Source organism: Paenibacillus sp. FSL R5-0914 (genome assembly GCF_038004525.1).
Lineage (GTDB): Bacteria > Bacillota > Bacilli > Paenibacillales > Paenibacillaceae > Paenibacillus_AQ.
In genome coordinates this window covers 782,011-803,679 of the sequence record NZ_JBBORH010000001.1, presented here as the reverse complement: position 1 = coordinate 803,679, position 21,669 = coordinate 782,011, and the positions used below count along the sequence as shown (strand labels likewise).

The following is a 21,669-nucleotide window of genomic DNA, read 5'->3' as shown; positions in this document are numbered from 1 at the left end:
AGTCCTAGCGCCGCAGCGACGCATGCTTTTCTTAAATTCTTCAAAAAAATTGTACCCCTTCCAATGCCTGTGAGGTTAGCTTAAGGATTCGGTAGAAGGTTCCCCTATGATCACTGCAAAGCGAGATCAATTCACCCAAAATATGGTTCCCCCACTTCCCGGTGCAAGGAATTCGGCGTTTTATGCACCAGATAGTGACTTATCGACATGACTACGACAAATACATGAAGTTATGTAGAAATCGTTTCAAATGATTACAAACTTGTTACCAATGGAACAGGACTTATTGTAACAAAGTCTTTACGATTTTGCAAATCCTCATAATTTGTCTATAACGCGAAAGAGTCCCAGCTCCTGATTCAGGAACCGGGACTCTTATATTATGTTCTGTAATGCTTCAAATTATTGTGGAAATGCTTTACTTTGCCATAGATGATATTGAGCTGAAATTCCCCACATTTTGAAGAGTGTTGAGGGCAGTGATGAAAGTTGACGAATAAGAAGTGCTGGTAGGCCAGGACAGAAGATACCCGTTAGTCCGCACACTAGCAAAAGGATCAGGCCTGCTGCACCAAGTATGATTGAAATTCCTATTGCCGGAATCAGCGACTTCAAGCAAATGAATAAGGAAGAGAACATCCCCGTGCCGCTGGTATAACCAAACTGCATATATAGAAGGAACAGGCGCACGATAAAGATGTATATAAGCCATGCCAATACGTATGGAACTAGATGAAGTAACAAAGAGTAGTTCAGAAAGGAGGACAAGAATAGCCCGTACATTTTTGGAGCAAGCCAGTATAACGGAAGTAGAGCCAGCACCCATTCGATTAGACTGAAGATAAACACTGGAAATCCATAAAGCTTCATACCGGGAAAAAAGAACAGGCCACGCTCTCCTTTTCGCTCCTGATGGAGTTCATGCAGTAATCCTGCCCTTATGAAGGGGGAGAGTAGCAGTCGTAAGACAACAAGCCCTAGGAACATCCATAACCAAGTACGTATCGCAGGATCTGTGTTCAAGCTGAACTGCCCTTCGACATAATAGAGTAGTCTGCCCATTCCGCTGCCTCCAGCGTCTTTATCTGGATAACGTAGTAGAATTGGAACGATAGCAGATCGGATGAAGCCGTACATAAAGTAGCCCCAGAGCAGTCGGTAGATGAAGAGCAGAATCAGAATATAAAATTGCTCCTTCATGCTTTGCCAGCCGCGGGTTATCGATGTTCTCACAATCATTCACCTCACCAGACAAGAGTTCCGAGCACGGTTTCAACTAGTTTAGTTACACTTAATGTCCAGCGGGAGAGCGTTTTGGGCTCTATTTCCGCCAGTCTGAAGTTATTAAGATGTTTGTTTTCTAACAGAATGGTATGCTCAGGATCAACCTCAGCAGAGAGCAGAAGCTTATCACTTAACAATTGGAAGGTAGTCTCTGCTCCTTCACCGCTCCAGACCCGCTCTGTAGCAGAGCCATCGGCGAATGTGAATTTAATGGGAACGTCAACGTAATGGCTCCCTTTGTTTGTAATCTTTACTATGGATTCATAGCTCTGAGCATCGCTGTTGCCATTCTTTTTAATCGTAATCGTATCTACTGAGAAATCAGGAGCACCACCACCATAAATATAATCTTCGAAATAAGGCAGCCATGATTTTTTGGTTACCTTCTCAATGACTTTTTGAAAATCAGACGTAGTGGGGTGCTGGAAACGGAATTTACGTGCGTAAGTGGACATGATGCTGTTCATTGCCTTAGTGCCTACTTGGCGTTCAATATCCTTAAGTACTAGCTTTCCGCGAATATACACATTCCGGCTATAGGATTCTGCCCCGGCATATTTCCATGTTTCTAAATTTAGCGTCTCTGATTTGGTCACCAAGCTGGACTGAAGAGGGAGATTCGTTTTGATGCCATATTCTTGCTCCATGAGTCTGTCTTCAGCATAAGAAGTGAAGCTTTCATCTAGCCAAGCCTCTTCGAATTCATTGCTGGCTACCATGCCGTAAAAGTATTGATGGCCAATTTCATGAACGACGGTTCTTTCAAGTGAGGTGTCAGGAGAAGAGTCTGTGGCTCCAAACGCTGTAATGAGTGTTGGATACTCCATTCCTCCAGCCCCATTCCCCTCCTTAGGCGGAACGATAATAGACAGAGTCGAGTAGGGATAAGGACCATACCATTTGCTGAAGTAGGTCAGAGCTGCCTTAGCGGCCTGAAGGTATCGTTCCTTTAAGTCTTTGTGTAATGGATCGAGATACACCTTAATCCGTACACCAGGCACTTCTGGCGTAGAGAAGGCTTCTTCGGCTACTGTAAAATCAGGGGATGCCGCCCACGCAAAGTCATGGACATCGTCAGCGTAGAACTGATATATTTTCTGATCTTGCTTTAGCTTGGCATTCTTCACAGGAAATCCGGTCGCAGCTACCGTGTAGTCGGAAGGAACCGCAATCGTTACATTAAAGATGCCAAAATCGCTGTAAAATTCAGAGGTGCCGTGGTACTGATGCAAATCCCAGCCTTCCTCCTTAACCCCGCGTGTGCCCATAGGCTCGTATACACTAAGTTTAGGGAACCATTGCCCAGCCATCACGAAATTGCCTGATGCGCCCATACGGGCAAATATTTTGGGGAGCTGGACCTCGTACTGGAGTTTAAGCGTGACACTTTCTCCACCATTAACCGGCTGTGGGAGATGTACCTTTAGGAGTGTCTTATCGTTGACGTTACCATCATCGGGTTGTACAAATTGCACTCTTTGCATTAGTGATGTTCCTTCTGTTGTGCGCAAATCGGTTAAAGTCATACTTCCGAAGCCGTTCTCTGGCATGGTGTCACCTCTGAGCGTTCCTCCGGACTCCTTCATAAAGGTAGTATCTGATGAAGCAAAAGCATTTGGATACATATGAAAATATAGATCACTTACCGGTTTTACACCGGGGTGTGTCCAGGTTACCGTCTCAGAAGCGATTAAGGTTTCTGTATCAGGAACAAGCTGAACATCGATGTGATACTCGACAACTCGTTGACTTAATGCCTCTTCTGCTGGAACGGGGGCGCTTTCAGGCAGTGTCTGTTGTGGTGCAGCTGCAGGAGCTATGCCGCTTGAGGACTTGGCCTCTTTTGAAACAAAGCTAGTAACAGAAGATGTGGAGTTATCCCCCGAATAGACCCATATGCCTCCTAATAGCACGAGGGTGGCCAGGGTCGCAAAGATGATGATGTACCTTAATGACAGTGACTTCATAGTGTGATTCCTCCCGTGACAAGCATCTACGGGATGTATATGTTTGCAATCGCCGCATTATTAGCTAAAATTAAATTATTCGTAAGAGGAAGGGTGTGCACTCGTGGACAACATACAACCGGAGGGCAAGAAACAGATTGCCTTAAATATTGTGAATGCCAAAAGTAAACATAAAGGCTTTGGAGCGGGCTCTATAGAGCTCAATAACGTATCGCCTGTCATTATTGATGGCGGTGAAGCAGTCATTGATATTGGTGCCATGCATGCCAAGAGTAAGGTTGAAAAGGGGATTAAATTCTCCATGAACCGTGAAGATGTACCTAACGGTAGACAGGTTTGGGTAGTATGGGTAGCAGTGGACCGTACACAGGATAGTCAATTCTATGGCGGAATAACGGCCTGTGAAATGTGGATCGATACGGAAGCACGTCGCGGTTGGAAAATTCTCGCCGAGCATGTCAATAAGTTGGATGCTGCTCTAAAACGCAAAATCGATGTGGGAGGGCTTGGCACAGTTGAAAAAGCTGCCCTCAAATCCCTCTTGATCTCTCATAATGAGGCATGGTGGACTGCGTCCTCCGATGAGCTTAAGGCTGCACTGACCGAGTAGGAACGATTACCCGGTCAAGGTTACCTGATACAGAAAAAGGCTTCGACATCCTGAAATAGGAGAGTCGAAGCCTTTTTGAATTGAACACAATGAATTAGTTTACGATTTGCCTGCCGTACTAAGTTTGCGTTTGAGTTGACTTACTCTAGCTTGACTGATCCCAAGAATTTCAGCAAGCTCTTTCTGATTGGCATATGGATGTTCTTCTATGGCCCGCTCCAGGCGTTGGCACATATCCTCTGTCTTCGTCTTCCGGATCGTGCTGCTGTGCTCTGACACTTCGCCTGCAAAATCTTGGCGCGCCTCAGGCACTTGAGACATGCGTTCAGGGTCGGCAATTTCTTTTAGACAGCTACTGCAAATAAATTGCTCTTTATAGTAGGTGACATGGTCGTGGCTTCTGCAAAACGTACATTCTGTCGAGGTGTACTTCCTGAGTATGATGGTGTTATCGTTTAATATAAAAAATTCGATAGGATCACCAATGTCGATATTACGAGTCATACGGATTTCTGCGGGAACCACAATTCTCCCAAGACTGTCTAAACTCCGGATCATGCCTGTATCCTTCATCCCATGTCCCTCATTTACATCTTTATATTTTGGTTGCTACTAACTATTATAGCAGTAATTGTGAGTTAAGAGAATGGGGTGAATATAATTAATGAAGCGGTTACATCCTTTGTGGGAGAAGTGAAAATCGAGTTTGGCCATCCTATGGATTCTACAATAAATAAGTAATAAAAAAGAAAACCTCTTCAATTAATGAAGAGGTTAATTCAACCACCAGCGTTTAATATTGTTCCACAGGGAACGACTTTCTTCAGCAGGATCTACTTTGCTTTGTACATCATCGACAGCGGGAGCTTTGCCATGTTGATCACAGTATTCGGTGGGCTCAGTTCCACTAATGAAAGTCTCCAGTTCTTTTTCGGGACAGGCTGCTGTAGCTAGCTTACCGGATTGCGGATTGATGTATACACTGACTACGCCATCTGGAATGGGAAAAATCTTAGGCGGGATATTTTCCAACGCTTTTTCAGTAAACTCCGCAAAAATTGGAGCTGCCCGTCGGCCATCGGTAGTTGTGATGTCGCGCCCCTTGTCATATCCAACCCAAACTGCAGTGGACAGCTCGGGGGTGAAGCCTACCATCCAGCCGTCTGTATCCGTAGTTCCAGTCTTCCCGGCTACCGGACGTTTGATTATAGAAGCTACGCGATTTCCTGTCCCCCCAGTCTCAAATACCCCCTCCATTAAACGGGTCAACACATAGGCGGCAGAAGGTTCTACAATGGCTTCACCCTTTGGCTGTGGTGCTTCATACAGCACCATACCATTAGAATCCGTTATTTTTAGAATGGCTGTGGTGGGCATTTTCTGACCACTGTTTCCAATAACAGCGAATGCCGCAGCCATTTCTAGCGGACTGATCGGTGAGGTACCGAGTGCCAGTGACGGCACGCTTTGAAGCGGACTATCAATGCCCATCTTGCCTGCCATCTCGCTCACCTTATCTGCGCCGATCTTCATGATCGTATTCACAGCATAGATATTGTCGGATGCTGCAATGGCTTGTCGCATATTGATTTCGCCCAGATACTTATCCCCGAAGTTCCGAGGCTGGTAGGTTTTGCGATTGTTATCATAATGGAACATCGTTGGCTGGCTTTTGAAAACGGAAAGACCAGTCATCTCTTTAGAAGAGAGTGCTGCTAAATACATGATCGGCTTAAAGGACGAGCCAGGCTGACGTGTGGTGGCTAGAGCATGGTTGTATTGGTTGGTACGATAATTTTTTCCGCCGACCATAGCTTTAATGTAGCCAGTGCGAGGATCGATGGAAACAAGAGCGGTCTCCAGATCACTCTTTTGATCCATCTCTTTGTCGACTGCTTGTTCTGCGGCATGCTGCATGTCAGGGTCAAGGGTAGTGTAAACATTTAGTCCCCCTTGTTCCAGCTCATCACTGCTGATGTGAAGAGATTCTGTGGCCAGATTGCGGATATAATCTCTGAAATAAGGTGCAACCACAGTGGTATCCTTCTGGCCTTGTGGTTTTAAGTTCAAGTCTTCCTGAACAGCCTGTCCTGCTTCTTCTTGTGTGATTTCTCCTAAATTGGTCATGACAGTCAAAATGATTTTTTGGCGTTTTTTAGCGTTGTCTAAATGATTGTACGGCGAATAATAGGTTGGTCCTTTTGGAATTCCAGCTAGCATGGTACTCTCTGCCAAGTCTAAGTCTGCTGCAGATTTACCAAAATACATTTGAGAGGCTGCTTCAATGCCATAGGCACCATGGCCATAGTAGATGTTATTTAAATACATGTTCAAGATTTCATCTTTGCTGTATTTCATCTCGAGCTGCATAGTATACAAGGCTTCTTTAGCTTTACGCGTCCACGTCTTCTCGTGGGATAGATAAAGATTTCTCGCGAGCTGCTGAGTTAGCGTGCTAGCCCCCTGCGTTCGGTTTCCCTCTTCCAGATTGACGAGCACGGCCCGAGCCATTCCCTTCATGTCAAATCCGGAATGCTCGTAAAACTTACGATCCTCGACGGCTAGTGTGGCTTCAATGAGCAGGGGAGAAATTTGACTTAATTTGACCGGTTCACGGCTACGCCCGTCTGAGGTAAAGGTGGCAAGAATATTGCCCCTGGAGTCGAGTAGCTTGGAGCGCACATCGTCGCCAATGGGAGGGAGATCTTTTTGGTATAGGTAACCGAGCAGAGCTCCCGTGGTCAGTAGAAACAATATAATCATGGCTACCAGCAGCCGGAATAAACGGCGGAAGCGGCTTTTTCGTTTGGGTGGACTCGTTGATTCACGTGACATGACACCAGACTCCCTTCTCCTTGTATTATGGGAAAGGAACTGGAAGGATATTCATTGTATAACTAGGTGATCTGTTAAAGGGACTATCACCGGAGGAGATTTAAATAGGAGATGACAAACTGTTTCCATTTTGTGACTATTCAATGGTGGATCATGCGTGCTTCAGGAGGTATAAAAGAGTAGAGATTGAAAGCTAGGGTATATATACAATAGGAGGTGTCACTATGAACTGGACGAAAAAGATTCACAGAACGACAATAACCGCCCTTTCGGCGACGCTAATAATGGTTTCAGGCTGGGGTGCATCAGCTTCTTCTGTACATGCTGCTGCATCGGCTATACCAGCGGCGTGCGGCACTGGAGATCATGGGCTACTACAGTCTCTGCAAAACAAGCATTCAGGAGACGTATCCACACCGCTTACCTTTTCTGATGTTCAGTTTCTGAATGGAAATATCGGACGGGCAGCAGGCAATGGATTTATGATTGGCACTTCTGATGGAGGCTGCAATTTTCAAGAAATTTATGAAGGCCAATGGAGCTTTAAACAGATTGATTTTCCCGATAACGTGCATGGTTTTGCCCTTGCTTCTGTAGAAGACGGTCAAGCCAGATATTTAATCGGCACCTCAAATGGTGGCTCAGAATGGAAAAGACTTTCGAATAAAGCTGTTAGCTTTGAAAGAATCGATTTTATCGACAGTAAGATTGGTTTCGGGTATAACAGGGCGTCAACGTATTACACCAAGGACGGGGGACTGAGCTGGAGTAAGATTTCAACCCCATCCAATACACGCGGTGCTTATTTCAGTGATCGTAATACCGGCTGGGCCGTTGTAACTGTGCCTGGAACCGGCTACCGGGTAATGAAGACCGCAGATGGTGGCAAAACTTGGAGTTTATCGTTAAAGGTAGCCTTTACCGATCCAGAGTATGGGCAAATCACTTCAAAGGGAGATCAAGTTGATGTGGTTCTCTATGGCGGCTCAGGGATGAGTCAAACCTCATACTCCCTATATACAAGTACGAATAAGGGTAAAAGCTGGAATAGAGTGATCGCTCAGGAAACTGCTGGGGGTGGGCCTGCTCCGGGTAGTGGAAGAGCTGTAGTAAATAAAGGGCCTGCATCTGGCAGACCGGGAAATTTGGAGCTGATAGGGAACAATACGGCCTTCTTGGTGGGTTATTCCGACGCAGCAGAAAAAGTAGCGGTAGGACGCACATATAACGGTGGCAAGCAGTGGACCAATCTTCCGGCGATTGCTGGGTATGAAGGAGTAATCTCGTTCACTAGCAATAAAGAAGGCTGGCTAGCCGTTCGCGAACGCGATTATTCATCGTTATATGTAACTAAAGATGGCGGCGCATCTTGGCAACTTAGATTTTCGTTGAAAATTTTGTCCTTGTAACGGGCGGGTTAGTAAAGGTAGCGAGCATAGCTTTTAGTTTTCTAAACGGTTCCTAAGGGAACCGTTTTTTTGTGATTATGAAGTTGGTTGCACTTGTGTACAGTTTTACTACATGTTCCAAGTGTGCTTTTATCCATCAATATGGTAAGATTTTATGAGCTAAGCTAGATCTAATGGATTCTGAGATTGAAATGCTTCTTTGAACTGGATATAGTGTACAATGGGAAAGCGAATAGGCCTTTGAATGAATATAAAAATGTTTAAGTTTTACGACAGGCGTTTTTCTTATGCAGAATGCAGAGGCTTGCAGAATGGAGGAACGTGTGATGCCCGAATTACAGTCTAACAAATATGACGTCTCTATTACGCTCGTGAGCCTTCAAGATGGTCAGCGGAATGTTATGAAAGCGAATGGAGAGGTAGTATCCAAAGGACCGCATCTATATATTCAATATGAAGAGTTAGAGCAAGGCCCTCGAGGAGAGGAAATTTCTGTTCGTACAACAATAAAGATTGCAGGCAAACAGCTAAAGCTAATCCGCCACGGTGGGATACAGTCGGAACAGAGCTTTCAATCCGGACGGCGTCTGCCGGGATTCTATCGTTCACCATATACACAGTTTAATTTTTCTACAGAAACGAACAAGCTGGACGTGGTGCGCGAAGGGCGCTCCCTAACGGTTGCATGGGAATATGATTTGTACGTATACGAGGAATTGTCAGGAAAGTTTGCTATTAGTTTGCATATACAGGAGGAACCGAAATTATGACACAGAGAAAGAATCCGTTGGAGCTAGTGAATGAACGGGTAAAAGAAGCCATTGCCGATGCAATTGTAAATGCAGGAATTGTTGCACCGGAAGAGGTTCCGGATATCGTACTGGAAGTACCAAGAGATAAGGCACACGGTGATTTGGCTACGAACGCTGCTATGCAGCTGACCAAAATCGCAAAACGTAACCCGCGCCAAATTGCTGAGGCAATTATAGAACATTTGGATACTAGCAGCGCTTCTATTGAAAAAGCTGAGATTGCCGGACCAGGCTTTATTAACTTTACGTTGTCCAAGAATTATTTGTATCCAATTATCAGCCTTGTTGCTGAGCAGGGTGATGATTATGGCCGTATTAACATCGGTCAAGGTCAGAAGGTTGAAATGGAGTTCGTCAGCGCTAATCCAACGGGTAGCCTTCATTTAGGACATGCTCGTGGTGCTGCTGTCGGCGATGCGCTTTGCAACGTACTTGATTATGCAGGCTATCAGGTGACACGGGAATATTATATTAATGATGCCGGTAACCAGGTGGTCAACCTGTGCAAATCCATTGAAACTCGTTACCTGCAGGAGCTGGGCCAAGAAGCAGAAATGCCTGAAGACGGTTACCATGGCGAGGATATTAAGGGATTTGCTAAAGAGCTTGTGGCTGAAAAGGGTGATACACTACTCGAAATGAGCCCGAGTGACCGCGCAGCTTTTTTCCGGACTTATGGACTTAATAAAGAGCTCGATAAAATCAAACGTGATCTGGGACTATTCCGCGTAAACTTCGATATCTGGTTCAGTGAGACTTCCCTGTACGAGAACGGAGAAGTGTTACGCTCGCTAGATGAGCTTCGTGATCGTGGAGAAGTTTATGAGCAGGATGGGGCAACCTGGCTGCAAACGACTAAGTATGGCGATGATAAAGACCGCGTTCTGATTAAGAACGATGGCACATACACCTACCTTACACCGGACATTGCTTATCACAGCGATAAGTATGGCCGTGGTTACGATAAAATGATTAACATTTGGGGTGCGGATCATCATGGCTATATTCCGCGGATGAAAGCGGCGATGTCAGCACTTGGCAATGATCCTGAGAAGCTAGTGGTTCTGATTGCTCAGATGGTCAGCCTGTTCCAGAATGGTGAAAAGGTTAAAATGTCGAAACGTACCGGCAAAGCGGTTACGATGGAAGATTTGATGGAAGAAGTAGGAATCGATGCGATTCGTTATTTCTTCACCATGCGTAGCATGGATTCCCATCTCGATTTCGATATGGACTTGGCGATCTCTACTTCTAATGAGAACCCTGTATTCTACGTTCAATATGCGCATGCGCGTATCTGCAGCATCTTCCGTCAGGCAGAGGAGCAAGGGATCTCCATTCCTGATTACGCTGAGATTGACTTCTCCAAGCTGACAGCAGTGCATGAATATGACCTGCTGCGCAAAATTGGTGAGCTCCCAGCAGAAATTGCTGTTGCGGCTGAAGGTTATGCTCCACATCGCCTCATCCGTTATGTATATGAGCTGGCTGCGATGTTCCACAGTTATTACAAAGCTGAACGTGTAATCACTGAGGATGCCGCTCAAACTGTGGCACGTCTTGCACTGCTTGGTGCTGCGCGTACCACCATTGCTAATGTCCTGCGCCTTGTTGGTGTTTCCGCACCGGATCGCATGTAATTCAACATCAAACGACAAAAAATCCGCCTTCCGGTTCCCTGGGAGGCGGATTTTATTTTGTGCCGTTCTTCGCACCGGCACAAGCTGCGCTCACGTCAGAGTGACCCACCCGGTGCCCGGGTAGGGTCTATACGTTCGCGGATACCGCCCGCTTGGCCCTCACTCCTGCTTTCAGCAGGCGTAGGGCATCGGCAGCGCCGCCGCCAAGGGATGCGCGTCGCTGCCCCTTGCGCAGCCGCACCGGGGACGCGGTACGGCGCAAGAGCAGCTTCAGCTCCCTTGGCGAGAGCCCCGGTCGCACCGCGAGCAGCAGTGCAGCGGCTCCCGTGACATGCGAGGTCGCCATGGAGGTGCCGCTCATCTCTTTGTAGCCCTCCTTCAGCCAACAGGAGGTCACGCCTTCGCCGGGGCCATAGACATCGATATAAGAACCGCGGTTGCTGAAGCCAGCAACACGATGTCTTTTATCGATGGCACCCACGGCAATCGTCTCAGGATAACGTGCGGGGTAGTCTCCGCCACGTTTTCCATCATTCCCGGATGAGGCGATGACAGCGATTCCGGCTCGGTACGCTTTAATAACCACATTGTGAAGCGCTTTGCTTCTAGTTTTCATTCCGAAGCTCATATTGATGATATCAATTTTATTCTGTACGCACCAATCAATGCCCAGTACAATGTCCGATACATACGCGGAGCCGCTATGATCAAAAGCCTTGACTGGATATAGCAACGCTCGTGGAGCCACTCCCATCATACCGCGTGTTCCTCCTGCCGCAGCTAGAGTGCCGGCGATATGAGTCCCGTGTCCATTATCATCTAGCGGCAACATTCCGCGGTGTAGTAAGTTGACCCCAGAGGCTAATGAATGCTTCAGATCGGGATGGCGGTAATCAGCACCTGTGTCGATTACGCCGATTTTGACGTGAACTCCGGTTGATTTGGACCATGCCTGAGGAGCATGAATGGCTTTTACTCCCCAAGGGAGTGTGGCGGTACCGCTCTTTTCGTTAGCTATGGAATGGATTTGTATTTGTAGATCCTCTTCGATATTTAGGAGGTCTGCAAATCGGTTCATTAGTTTTCCAGCTCCGGCAGCAGGCACAAAAAAGGCCCGAATCAGCGGAGATACCTGCACTTGCCGCAGCTCAGGCTGCTTCGCTTTCAGCGCCTTCCATTGTGTGAATGCCCCGGCATACTGGCGGGGATCATTGAAGGTAAGAATACGCCGCTCACCATTGTTGGGGGCAACCGATATTTCTTCAAGAAGCATGTTCCAAAATTTGTAATAGTCCATAGGTTTCGCTGTCCCCTCCTCGGTGCCCTGCTGCCATATTGTATGAGTGGAAGAGGGGGTCCGAATGGGAACTTGCCCTTTTTTAACGAAATGGGCTGCCCATCGTGTCAAAAGACGGCGCTTTACATAAAATAGACAGAAGAGATTAACACTCTCTTTGTAACATCACGTAAGGAGCCGATCCTTGGCGTGGATACAGTCATGCGCGGAGGGTTTCCTCCGCCTTTTTTTATTTAAAAGGAATTATAAGTTTCACACAGGTACATATGTTTTGGGTTTATCCTTCTTCAAGATGGAGACAGGTTTCTGCTATGGATAACAGCCTGAAGGCTCTTTCTGTTAGCTGTTACCGCTTTTGACTTGCAATTTGTTGTCAAATAGGTTTTACTTAGTTTTGTTAATGGATATTATTGAAATAAACCGTAATGTGAACAATGCGTGAGAGGAAGTGTCCTTTAGTGAGTACGCCACTCAATTTAAAGCTAGACCCTGAGAAAGTTAAAGAAATGCCGATGGTGGATTTGGCCTTTCTAGTGCTTAAGGCAGCCAATACACCGTATTATTACCGTGATCTGATGGTCGAGGTAGCCAAGTTGCGCGGCATGACCGATCAACAAAGCCAAGATACTATTGCCCAGTTATATACCGAGATTAACATTGATGGGCGTTTTGCCTGTGTCGGAACCAACCTTTGGGGATTGAAACGCTGGTATCCTCTAGAGCGCTCTGATGATCCGGTTGGTAACACCAAACGCGTGCGTATCATCAACGATGAAGACGATGATTTGGAAGATGACGACTTTGCTGAAGAAGAAGAAAACTACGCTGCTGAAGAAGAGGATTTCGACGCTATCGACGAAGATCGCGACGACCTCTATTCCGACGACGACAGCGAAGAAGAAGTCGACGAAGATGTCGTGATCGATGAAGATGACATAGACGAAGATGACTCAGATGAAGACGATGCAGAAGATGACTCAGATGAAGACGATGCAGAAGCTGACAAGTAAGATAAATAATTTCAAAGAGTCTTGCTGATGGTATAATTCCTCCCTTGACAGTGGGGGAACGTCAGAGTAAACTATTGCATGGGCTTATCATGTAAGTTAATAAACGCGTTTCTTAAAATAAAAAGTGCCCCGGTTCTACGGGTGTCACTTTTTTGTTTTTTTAGATGCAAAGTAGCTGTAGTTTTATGTAATTTGCGGGACGACGTTTTATGTTTTCCCCGGTGAATCAAACTTTTGATTTCCCCTGTTTTGATGATAGTAAAACGGGTTACGATAAACACCATGCGCCGCTTTTATGTCTGGACTTTATTTAGGAGGGTTTTACAGTGACAAAGTATATTTTTGTAACGGGTGGCGTTGTGTCTTCCCTGGGCAAGGGCATTACCGCCGCTTCGCTGGGCAGGCTGCTCAAAAACAGAGGTCTAAAGGTAACGATTCAGAAATTTGATCCGTATCTTAACGTAGACCCTGGAACGATGAGTCCTTATCAGCACGGTGAAGTATTCGTAACCGATGACGGTGCGGAGACTGACCTTGACCTTGGACACTATGAACGGTTTATTGATATTAATCTGTCAAAGAACAACAATGTGACGACAGGTAAGATCTATTCATCCGTAATCAGCAAGGAACGTCGTGGAGAGTATTTGGGCGGAACTGTACAAGTTATCCCACACATTACGAATGAGATCAAAGAACGCGTGTTCCGTGCTGGCCGCGAGACCAACTCTGATGTTGTAATCACAGAGATTGGTGGAACCGTAGGTGATATTGAAAGTCTTCCGTTCCTGGAAGCCATTCGTCAGATCAAGAGTGATATCGGACGGGAAAATGTGATGTATATCCACGTAACCTTGATTCCTTATATCAAGGCTGCTGGAGAAGTGAAGACAAAGCCGACACAACACAGTGTTAAAGAGCTGCGCAGTATCGGTATTCAACCGAATGTCATCGTGTGCCGTACGGAATATGAGCTTTCCGCAGATATGAAAGCGAAGATCGCACTCTTTTGCGATATTGATGCTAATGCTGTTGTGGAATGCCGCGATGCTTCAACGTTGTATGAAGTTCCATTGAATCTTCGTGATGAAGGATTGGACGAGATTGTTGTTAATCATTTGAAGCTTACAACACCTGCGCCAGATATGCGTGAATGGGAAAGTATGCTTGAACGGATTCAGAAGCTTGAAAAAACAGTGGAAATTGCGATTGTTGGTAAGTACGTAGCACTGCATGACGCTTATTTGAGCGTTGTTGAATCACTTTCACACGCAGGCTTTGCTGCTAATGCAGAGGTTAAGATTCGCTGGGTGAATGCAGAGGAAATTACGGATGAGAACGTGGATGAAATGCTGCGTGGTATTGGTGGTATTCTTGTTCCTGGTGGTTTCGGTGATCGGGGAATTGAAGGTAAAATCTCCGCGATTCGTTATGCCCGTGAGAAATTGATACCTTTCTTCGGAATTTGCTTAGGTATGCAAGTTTCCGTAATCGAATATGGCCGTTCTGTTCTAGGTCTACAAGGTGCGAATAGCTCCGAAATTGATCCGAACACAACATATCCACTGATCGATCTGCTTCCTGAGCAGAAGGATATTGAAGATATGGGCGGTACTATGCGTCTTGGCTTGTATCCTTGTAAGATTGCTGAGGGTTCCCTGGCAATGTCTTGCTACGATGATGAACTGGTTTATGAGCGTCACCGTCACCGGTATGAGTTCAACAATACGTACCGTGATGAGATTGAAAAAGCAGGTCTGGTTATTTCCGGAACCTCTCCAGATGGCCGTTTAGTTGAGATCGTAGAGCTTCCGGGACATCCTTGGTTCTTGTCGGTTCAATTCCATCCGGAATTCACTTCACGTCCGAACCGTCCACAACCGTTGTTCCGTGATTTCGTCAAAGCTTCTTTGACTCATTCCGAACAGCAGTAATTTTGTAAATATAATCGGAACCTGCGGGTTCTGTATCAAACCTGAAGAGCCTCCCATAGGAGGCTCTTTTTTTTTAACTATTCGAAAGTATAAGTTGTTCATCTATCCTATATGTCTAATATTTTTCGCTTAAACGCTTACCGTCCTTATAGGGACACCGAAGGTGTTTATGCCTGTTTGTCCATTTTGAAGAGCTCCGTAAATGACATCACTGTAATTCAGACTCTTTATTTACCCATTTTATCCAATTAGCAGGATTTGAGCAGTGAAGCACGAATAATAGGTTTCGTATGGGTTAGTTTCTGAAGGGGCCGTTAGCTGTGGAGAGCGCGGTATAGTCAATCTGGCTTAATCTCTGGGAGGGTATTATATGGAAAAAAAGAAAGTGTTAATTGTCGATGATCAGAATGGGATTCGGATTCTTCTTATGGAAGTGTTCAATAGCGAAGGATATACGACATTTCAAGCAGCTAACGGAAAATTGGCCTTAGACATTGTTCGCAGTGAGTCTCCTGACTTGGTTTTGCTCGATATGAAAATACCGGGAATGGATGGACTCGAGATTCTGAAGCATCTGAAGGAACTAAATCCATCCATTAAGGTCATAATGATGACCGCTTATGGGGAGCTGGATATGATTAAGGAAGCAACCAAGCTAGGCGCATTGATGCATTTCACAAAGCCATTTGACATCGATGAAATGCGGGTAGCGGTCAATATGCATCTTCATAATAAGTCTGTAGATCAATGCAGTTAAAGTGATATTTTCTGTATCGATTCTATTTGGTTATGGTGATTATAAACAGTTTGAGTGCAAATGCTATACGGGCTGGATAAAAATCGTCCCACCGGGACATTTTTTTGTTTATCCTATTTAGTATTTGACTCAGGATGTGTTATAATAAGCCTGTATGTGATGTCGGTTTAAAAACATAGCCAACCAACATTCTTAGGAGGATGAAACCATGCCATTAGTATCTATGACAGACATGTTGAACAAAGCACTTGAAGGAAAATACGCAGTAGGTCAGTACAACATTAACAACTTGGAGTGGACACAAGCTATTCTTGGTGCCGCTGAACAAGAGAAATCACCAGTAATCCTTGGTGTATCCGAAGGCGCAGCACGTCACATGGGCGGCTTCACTACTGTTGTTAAAATGGTAGAAGGTCTAATTATCGATATGAATATCACAGTTCCTGTAGCGATCCACCTTGACCATGGATCTAGCTTTGATAAATGTAAAGCAGCAATTGATGCTGGATTTACATCCGTAATGATCGACGGTTCCCACCACCCAATCGATGAGAACATTGATATGACTAAAAAAGTCGTTGAATATGCTCACGCTAAAGGTGTTTCTGTAGAAGCAGAAGTAGGTACTGTTGGTGGACAAGAAGACGACGTTATCGGCGGCATCATGTATGCTAAGCTTGATGAGTGCGTACGTATTGTTAAAGAAACAGGTATCGACACTTTGGCTCCTGCACTAGGTTCCGTTCATGGACCTTACCATGGCGAGCCTAACCTCGGATTTAAAGAAATGGAAGAAATCCGCGACGCTACTAACATCCCAATGGTTCTTCATGGTGGTACAGGTATTCCTGAACATGACATCAAGAAAGCTATCTCCTTGGGTACTTCCAAAATCAACGTAAACACTGAGAACCAAATCGTGTTCGCAAAAGTTGTCCGCGAAGTTCTAGCTGCTAAACCTGATGCTTACGATCCACGTACATTCATCGCACCAGGTCGCGATGCGATCAAAGAAACCGTTATCGGTAAAATCCGCGAATTTGGATCCAACAACAAAGCCTAATCATTGTTAGCTTCCGCCACAGGTGGACAAGCAATTTGTAAAGGGCAGGGTGTAGCTCTGCCCAGTTGAATAGTTTGATGAGGAAAGCACACCGCTTAGCCGGTGTCTTTCCATTTTCATCACTAAAAGTCCACAGCACGTATTGCCCACACAGCTGCAATACACGTAGGGGGAAATTGATAAATCTATGGAAAAATTAATGATTGGCGGTGGACGTCCGCTAGAGGGCGTTGTAACCATCAGTGGAGCAAAGAATAGTGCTATTGCACTTATTCCTGCGGCGATTTTGGCCGAATCTGAAGTTGTTCTTGATAATTTACCGTCCCTTAGTGATGTAGCCGTTTACTCCGAAATCTTGCAAGAGCTTGGCGCAAGTGTATCTTGGTCAGGCAACCAGATGAAAATTGATCCTTCGCGTATTGTATCTATACCTATGCCTAATGGTCCGGTTAAGAAACTTCGAGCTTCGTATTATATGATGGGAGCTCTACTTGGAAGATTCAAAGAAGCGACAATAGGTCTACCCGGTGGTTGTAACTTCGAACCTCGTCCAATCGATCAGCATATCAAAGGATTCGAGGCACTGGGAGCAACAGTTACCAACGAACATGGTTCTATCCACTTATATGCTAAAGAGCTACGCGGTGCGAAGATTTATTTAGACGTATCAAGCGTAGGTGCCACTATTAACATCATGCTGGCGGCTTCACGTGCCAAAGGCTCCACAATTATTGAAAATGCGGCTAAAGAGCCTGAGATTATAGATGTAGCAACCCTATTGAACTCTATGGGCGCTGTTATTAAAGGCGCTGGTACAGAAACCATCAGAATCGAAGGGGTATCGGAGATGCACGGTTGCCGTCACTCCATTATTCCCGATCGGATTCAAGCAGGAACTTATATGATTGCCGCTGCGGCTACGCGTGGTAATGTGTTGATAGATAACGTTATTCCTAAGCACTTGGAAGCTTTAACGGCCAAGCTTTTAGAGATGGGCGTTGATATTGAAGAGCTTGACGAAAGTATTCGCGTTATAGGTAGAGCTAAATATGAGCACGCAGATGTCAAAGCGTTGACCTATCCTGGCTTTCCTACAGATTTACAATCTCCTATGACAAGTATGTTGACACAGGCGGAAGGCGTTAGTGTGCTTAGTGATTTCGTCTACAGCAACCGTTTTAAACATGTGCCAGAATTGGTGCGAATGGGCGCGAAAATACGCGTTGAAGGCCGTTCTGCAATTATTGAGGGTGGTAAGCTTAACGCTGCAAAGGTGAAAGCGACTGATTTACGGGCAGGCGCTGCTCTTGTCATTGCTGGATTGACAGTAGGGGATGGGATCACCGAGGTGACCGGCGTAGAATATATTGACCGTGGTTATGATAATTTAGTGAGCAACCTTCGACAACTTGGTGCTCATGTTTGGCGTGAGAACGAATAAAATTAGGATATCCCGTTTGGAAGGAGGTTTATTTGCTTATTTACCGCATATATCCTTCCAAATTGGGTATTAATATCCTAATGGGCATTTTAATAGACTCATCATTTTGCCTAGTAGATAGACTAGGGCGAACTCATTTAAAAATTGAATAGGTGGTTATTACATGGATCTTCAAATTTCCGATTTGGAAGAAATGAAGCTGACCGAGTTGTATAAGCTGGCCAAGAAATACCAGATCCCTTATTACGGACAGCTGAAGAAACGGGAACTGATCTTTGCGATCCTTCGGGCACAGGCAGAGCAAAGCGGTCTTATGTTTATGGAAGGCGTACTGGAAATTCTACCCGAGGGTTATGGATTTCTAAGGCCGATTAACTATTTGCCTAGCGCTGAAGATATTTATATCTCAGCCTCACAAATTCGGAAGTTTGATCTCAGAAGCGGAGATCTTGTATCTGGGAAATGCCGGACGCCGAAAGAAAATGAACGATATTTTGGCCTGCTTCAAGTCAATGCCGTTAATGGCGAGAACCCTGCTAGTGCAGCGGAGCGACTACATTTTCCAGCATTAACACCACTTTATCCGCAAGACAAGCTACCGCTTGAAACATCCCCTACTCATTTGTCTACCCGAATAATGGATTTGCTCGCTCCTGTAGGTTTGGGGCAGCGGGGTTTGATTGTAGCACCTCCTAAAGCAGGAAAAACGCTCCTCTTGAAAGAAATTGCCAATAGTATTTCCACTAATAATCCTGAGATTGAACTCTTTGTATTGCTAATAGATGAGCGTCCCGAAGAAGTAACTGATATGCAGCGTTCAGTAAAAGGCGAAGTGGTTGCATCGACGTTTGATGAGCTTCCAGAGAATCATATTAAAGTGGCCGAACTTGTGTTGCAAAGAGCTCTTCGTTTAGTTGAGCACAAGAAGGATGTAGTTATTCTTTTAGACAGCATTACCCGTCTTGCACGTGCGTATAATCTTGTGGTTCCACCATCTGGACGCACGCTTAGTGGGGGGATTGACCCAGCAGCCTTTCATCGGCCGAAACGGTTTTTTGGCTCTGCACGGAATGTAGAAGAGGGCGGTTCACTGACTATTTTAGCAACTGCTTTAATTGATACCGGATCACGTATGGATGATATTATTTATGAAGAGTTTAAGGGTACTGGTAATATGGAGCTTCATTTGGACCGAAAATTGGCGGAACGCCGTATATTCCCTGCTATTGATATTCGTCGTTCAGGTACACGTCGTGAAGAAGTGCTCTTGAGCAAAGAAGAGCTTGATACGATCTGGGCGATTCGCAAAAATATGAATGAATCCTACGATTTTGTGGAGGGATTCATCAAAAAGCTGCGTGATACAAAGACTAATGCTGAATTCTTAGCATCATTTGACGTTGCGGGAGCTAAACAATCGCCAAATGGAACTGCAAGTAGCGGAGGAACTTCCAACAGTGGTACGGCTGCTCGTCGCACAACACGGGCAAAGACTTCTTCAGTACCTACAACTTGAGAATTGATAATAAGAGGAGACTAACATGTATTTGGTATATGCCGACGGGCAAGGAAACGTATATGATCATCCAGAACTGTACGGGTTAGCCCGTAGTGGGGATATGATCGTTGAAATGTTGGAGGAAGAGTTGATTCCGCTGCCTGAAGGCGCCACTCTTGTGGGCTTGCCTAGTACGCGGGCTGTGGGTATGGATCCTGAGACAGGTGAAATGATGGCGTTGCCGGATGGCTCACAGGCTGTAGGCGCGCTGCTGCCTCAGGGCTATACTCGCTTGTGTCTTCCTGGGTATGTAAAGACAGATAAGTCTTACAAGCTTCCTCTGTTTGGGTATTCGGCTGTAGTGTGGAAGGATGGCGGGTTCTATGTTGCGGCGGATCCAACCGATAATCCGGAGAAGTGGAACCCACTGAACTGTGATAAACAGGATCTTGAGGTAAGCGTTGGCGAGTTGACTGCCAAATATCCTGATAACCGTCTCTATGAGCATCTTTCTAACTGTGCGCTTGGTTATGAATGCCTGACTTCCTCCAACACCTTCTTAGGGCGTTGGGAGGGCGGTGTACCTGTCTCTTATTCATGTAATGCTGGATGTTTTGGCTGTATTTCTGAGCAACCTGATGATAGTGGTTTTGTGTCTCCGCAGACTCGTATGAATTTCCGACCAACGGTCAATGAAATTTCACAAGTTATGTTGGAGCACTTGAAGACGCCTGAATCGATTATCAGTTTTGGACAAGGCTGTGAAGGTGAGCCTTCTACGCAGGCAAAACTTATTATAGAAGCAATCCGTGAAGTGCGCTCGATTACTGACATGGGCTACATTAATATCAACACCAATGCTGGCTTAAGCGATCATATTCGTGGAATCGTCGATGCTGGGCTGGATTTGATGCGTGTCAGCACGATTAGTGCTCTAGATGATCATTACAATGCTTATTACAAACCACGTGGCTACACATTGGCTAATGTAGAGAAGTCTTTGAAATATGCTGCCTCGCAAGGTGTTTACACATCGATCAACTATCTGATTTTCCCTGGAGTAACTGATCGCGAAGAAGAGATTGAGGCGATGGTGGAGTTTGTAAGACGTACGGATCTGAAGCTTATTCAGATGCGTAATCTGAACATTGATCCAGAGAGTTATCTGGAGTTAATTCCTCCTGCTAAGGGTGAAATTCTCGGCATGAAGACGATGCTGGAAATTTTCCGGGACGAATTGCCGGATGTTGTTATTGGTTCTTACACACATGTACCACCAGCAAATATGGCTCGGGTAAAGCAACGGCAACTCAACATTTAATAGATTAAATGTACCAATGAATTACCAATGAAACATATTGATCAATTGAATTTTTCGTGCTAAAATACCACAGTGTAATCATATAACTCTGGGTCCGCATGAGGCTTAGGGCATGAGAGGTGAAATTCAAAATGCAAGCAGCAATTCAACCAAAGTATAACTTAACTAAGGTAACCTGCGCATGTGGCAACTCTTTCGAAGCTGGCTCTGTTAAACAAGAGCTTCGTGTTGAAATTTGCTCCAGCTGCCATCCTTTCTTCACTGGCAAGCAGAAGTTCCTGGATGCCGGCGGTCGCGTTGATAAATTCAAGAAGAAATACGGTATCTAATTGGAATAGCCGCTTAGCGGCTTAATGGTTAGATCGAGCTCCCAGCTTTCTCGCTGGGGGCTCATTTTATGTCTTGGAGTTGATTTTTGTCCGAGCGTGAGCTATACTTATCTTCGCCGTGCTAGACGGGGAGGTAGCGGTGCCCTGTAACTCGCAATCCGCTGTAGCGAGGTTGAATTCCTGTTAGAGGTGCTATCGATGTGAGGCCTTGGTTCCTACGGGCTGTGTTGACGGTTGGGTCCTCCGCAATGAGTGCTTATGAACCTGGTCAGGTCCGGAAGGAAGCAGCCATAAGTAAGTTTACTCTTGTGCCGGAGGGTGGCCTAGCCCGAGCAGTCATGTAGGGTTGCCGCTTGGATCGTAGTCATCAATAACAGGTGCACGGTTTATAATTCTGTTTATAACAGCATCTTTGCCACAAGCAAAGATGCTTTTTGTTTTTGGTCAATAGCCGATGAATAT

Annotated in this window: 17 protein-coding genes, 1 other RNA gene and 1 riboswitch; of the genes, 13 read left to right on the top strand and 5 right to left on the bottom strand. The window is 45.5% G+C overall.

The genetic code is table 11. From position 1 onward, the window contains the following. Window positions 1-49: 49 nt before the first annotated feature. Window positions 50-188: riboswitch (cyclic di-AMP (ydaO/yuaA leader) on the bottom strand. Window positions 189-402: 214 nt separating this feature from the next. Both MKX60_RS03395 and MKX60_RS03390 read right to left on the bottom strand, forming a co-directional pair. After that, entirely contained in the window at window positions 403-1,233 is an 831-nt protein-coding gene (locus MKX60_RS03395; protein WP_339268106.1) for a hypothetical protein, read from the bottom strand. Window positions 1,234-1,244: 11 nt separating this feature from the next. Next, the gene (locus MKX60_RS03390; RefSeq protein ID WP_341059080.1) at window positions 1,245-3,251 is read right to left on the bottom strand and encodes a M1 family metallopeptidase; all 2,007 of its coding nucleotides are present in this window, start codon (window positions 3,249-3,251) and stop codon (window positions 1,245-1,247) included. 103 nt (window positions 3,252-3,354) lie between these two features. Here MKX60_RS03390 and MKX60_RS03385 point away from each other — a divergent pair, with 103 nt between their 5' ends. Next, on the top strand, window positions 3,355-3,861 hold the full coding sequence (locus MKX60_RS03385) for a YwhD family protein (protein ID WP_076286896.1): 507 nt from the start codon (window positions 3,355-3,357) through the stop codon (window positions 3,859-3,861). Window positions 3,862-3,960: 99 nt separating this feature from the next. Here MKX60_RS03385 and MKX60_RS03380 read toward each other — a convergent pair whose 3' ends face one another. Together MKX60_RS03380 and MKX60_RS03375 are read right to left on the bottom strand one after the other, a co-directional pair. Beyond that, the gene (locus MKX60_RS03380) at window positions 3,961-4,434 is read right to left on the bottom strand and encodes an AbrB/MazE/SpoVT family DNA-binding domain-containing protein (RefSeq protein WP_076286897.1); all 474 of its coding nucleotides are present in this window, start codon (window positions 4,432-4,434) and stop codon (window positions 3,961-3,963) included. A gap of 201 nt (window positions 4,435-4,635) precedes the next feature. Beyond that, complete coding sequence (locus MKX60_RS03375) at window positions 4,636-6,696, bottom strand: transglycosylase domain-containing protein (protein WP_076286898.1); 2,061 nt, start codon at window positions 6,694-6,696, stop codon at window positions 4,636-4,638. Window positions 6,697-6,920: 224 nt separating this feature from the next. On the opposite strand from MKX60_RS03375, the gene MKX60_RS03370 reads away from it, so the two are divergent. The 3 genes from MKX60_RS03370 (at window position 6,921) to argS (ending at window position 10,557) form a co-directional block, all read left to right on the top strand. Beyond that, window positions 6,921-8,105: a sialidase family protein gene (locus tag MKX60_RS03370; protein WP_341059078.1), complete on the top strand. Its 1,185-nt coding sequence runs from the start codon at window positions 6,921-6,923 to the stop codon at window positions 8,103-8,105. 326 nt (window positions 8,106-8,431) lie between these two features. After that, window positions 8,432-8,875: a DUF1934 domain-containing protein gene (locus tag MKX60_RS03365; RefSeq protein WP_341060267.1), complete on the top strand. Its 444-nt coding sequence runs from the start codon at window positions 8,432-8,434 to the stop codon at window positions 8,873-8,875. Next, entirely contained in the window at window positions 8,872-10,557 is a 1,686-nt protein-coding gene (gene argS / locus MKX60_RS03360; protein WP_076121339.1) for an arginine--tRNA ligase, read from the top strand. Before MKX60_RS03365 ends, argS begins: the two co-directional genes overlap by 4 nt. A 127-nt stretch (window positions 10,558-10,684) precedes the next feature. Here argS and MKX60_RS03355 read toward each other — a convergent pair whose 3' ends face one another. Further along, the gene (locus MKX60_RS03355) at window positions 10,685-11,854 is read right to left on the bottom strand and encodes a S8 family peptidase (RefSeq protein ID WP_076286901.1); all 1,170 of its coding nucleotides are present in this window, start codon (window positions 11,852-11,854) and stop codon (window positions 10,685-10,687) included. A gap of 458 nt (window positions 11,855-12,312) precedes the next feature. On the opposite strand from MKX60_RS03355, the gene rpoE reads away from it, so the two are divergent. From rpoE to ffs, 9 genes are all read left to right on the top strand, one after another. Then, window positions 12,313-12,864 (top strand): DNA-directed RNA polymerase subunit delta, encoded by a 552-nt coding sequence (rpoE, locus tag MKX60_RS03350; RefSeq protein ID WP_042183972.1) that lies wholly within the window; start codon window positions 12,313-12,315, stop codon window positions 12,862-12,864. 326 nt (window positions 12,865-13,190) lie between these two features. Continuing rightward, a complete protein-coding gene (locus tag MKX60_RS03345; protein ID WP_076286902.1) occupies window positions 13,191-14,798 on the top strand; it encodes a CTP synthase in 1,608 nt (535 codons plus the stop codon). A gap of 370 nt (window positions 14,799-15,168) precedes the next feature. Next, the gene (locus tag MKX60_RS03340) at window positions 15,169-15,555 is read left to right on the top strand and encodes a response regulator (protein ID WP_042123230.1); all 387 of its coding nucleotides are present in this window, start codon (window positions 15,169-15,171) and stop codon (window positions 15,553-15,555) included. Between the two features lie 208 nt (window positions 15,556-15,763). Continuing rightward, window positions 15,764-16,618: a class II fructose-1,6-bisphosphate aldolase gene (fba, locus tag MKX60_RS03335; RefSeq protein ID WP_036679934.1), complete on the top strand. Its 855-nt coding sequence runs from the start codon at window positions 15,764-15,766 to the stop codon at window positions 16,616-16,618. A 187-nt stretch (window positions 16,619-16,805) separates the two neighbouring features. Next, on the top strand, window positions 16,806-18,059 hold the full coding sequence (locus tag MKX60_RS03330) for a UDP-N-acetylglucosamine 1-carboxyvinyltransferase (protein WP_060623903.1): 1,254 nt from the start codon (window positions 16,806-16,808) through the stop codon (window positions 18,057-18,059). 163 nt (window positions 18,060-18,222) lie between these two features. Next, window positions 18,223-19,575 carry a transcription termination factor Rho gene (rho, locus tag MKX60_RS03325; protein WP_042123234.1) on the top strand — a complete coding sequence of 451 codons (1,353 nt, stop codon included), beginning with the start codon at window positions 18,223-18,225 and terminating at the stop codon, window positions 19,573-19,575. 25 nt (window positions 19,576-19,600) lie between these two features. Then, window positions 19,601-20,878 carry a radical SAM protein gene (locus MKX60_RS03320; RefSeq protein WP_042183978.1) on the top strand — a complete coding sequence of 426 codons (1,278 nt, stop codon included), beginning with the start codon at window positions 19,601-19,603 and terminating at the stop codon, window positions 20,876-20,878. Between the two features lie 131 nt (window positions 20,879-21,009). Further along, window positions 21,010-21,207 (top strand): 50S ribosomal protein L31, encoded by a 198-nt coding sequence (gene rpmE / locus MKX60_RS03315; protein WP_042123239.1) that lies wholly within the window; start codon window positions 21,010-21,012, stop codon window positions 21,205-21,207. Window positions 21,208-21,323: 116 nt separating this feature from the next. Next, an RNA gene (gene ffs / locus MKX60_RS03310) (signal recognition particle sRNA large type) lies at window positions 21,324-21,592 on the top strand. Window positions 21,593-21,669: the final 77 nt, after the last annotated feature.

Coding starts and splice junctions, on each gene's coding strand:
- MKX60_RS03390 (WP_341059080.1), bottom strand. CDS start 3,251: ATGAAGTCACTGTCATTAAGGTACATCATCATCTTTGCGACCCTGGCC.
- MKX60_RS03320 (WP_042183978.1), top strand. CDS start 19,601: ATGTATTTGGTATATGCCGACGGGCAAGGAAACGTATATGATCATCCA.
- MKX60_RS03330 (WP_060623903.1), top strand. CDS start 16,806: ATGGAAAAATTAATGATTGGCGGTGGACGTCCGCTAGAGGGCGTTGTA.
- argS (WP_076121339.1), top strand. CDS start 8,872: ATGACACAGAGAAAGAATCCGTTGGAGCTAGTGAATGAACGGGTAAAA.
- rho (WP_042123234.1), top strand. CDS start 18,223: ATGGATCTTCAAATTTCCGATTTGGAAGAAATGAAGCTGACCGAGTTG.
- MKX60_RS03370 (WP_341059078.1), top strand. CDS start 6,921: ATGAACTGGACGAAAAAGATTCACAGAACGACAATAACCGCCCTTTCG.
- MKX60_RS03380 (WP_076286897.1), bottom strand. CDS start 4,434: ATGAAGGATACAGGCATGATCCGGAGTTTAGACAGTCTTGGGAGAATT.
- MKX60_RS03365 (WP_341060267.1), top strand. CDS start 8,432: ATGCCCGAATTACAGTCTAACAAATATGACGTCTCTATTACGCTCGTG.
- rpmE (WP_042123239.1), top strand. CDS start 21,010: ATGCAAGCAGCAATTCAACCAAAGTATAACTTAACTAAGGTAACCTGC.
- MKX60_RS03340 (WP_042123230.1), top strand. CDS start 15,169: ATGGAAAAAAAGAAAGTGTTAATTGTCGATGATCAGAATGGGATTCGG.
- fba (WP_036679934.1), top strand. CDS start 15,764: ATGCCATTAGTATCTATGACAGACATGTTGAACAAAGCACTTGAAGGA.
- MKX60_RS03375 (WP_076286898.1), bottom strand. CDS start 6,696: ATGTCACGTGAATCAACGAGTCCACCCAAACGAAAAAGCCGCTTCCGC.
- MKX60_RS03355 (WP_076286901.1), bottom strand. CDS start 11,854: ATGGACTATTACAAATTTTGGAACATGCTTCTTGAAGAAATATCGGTT.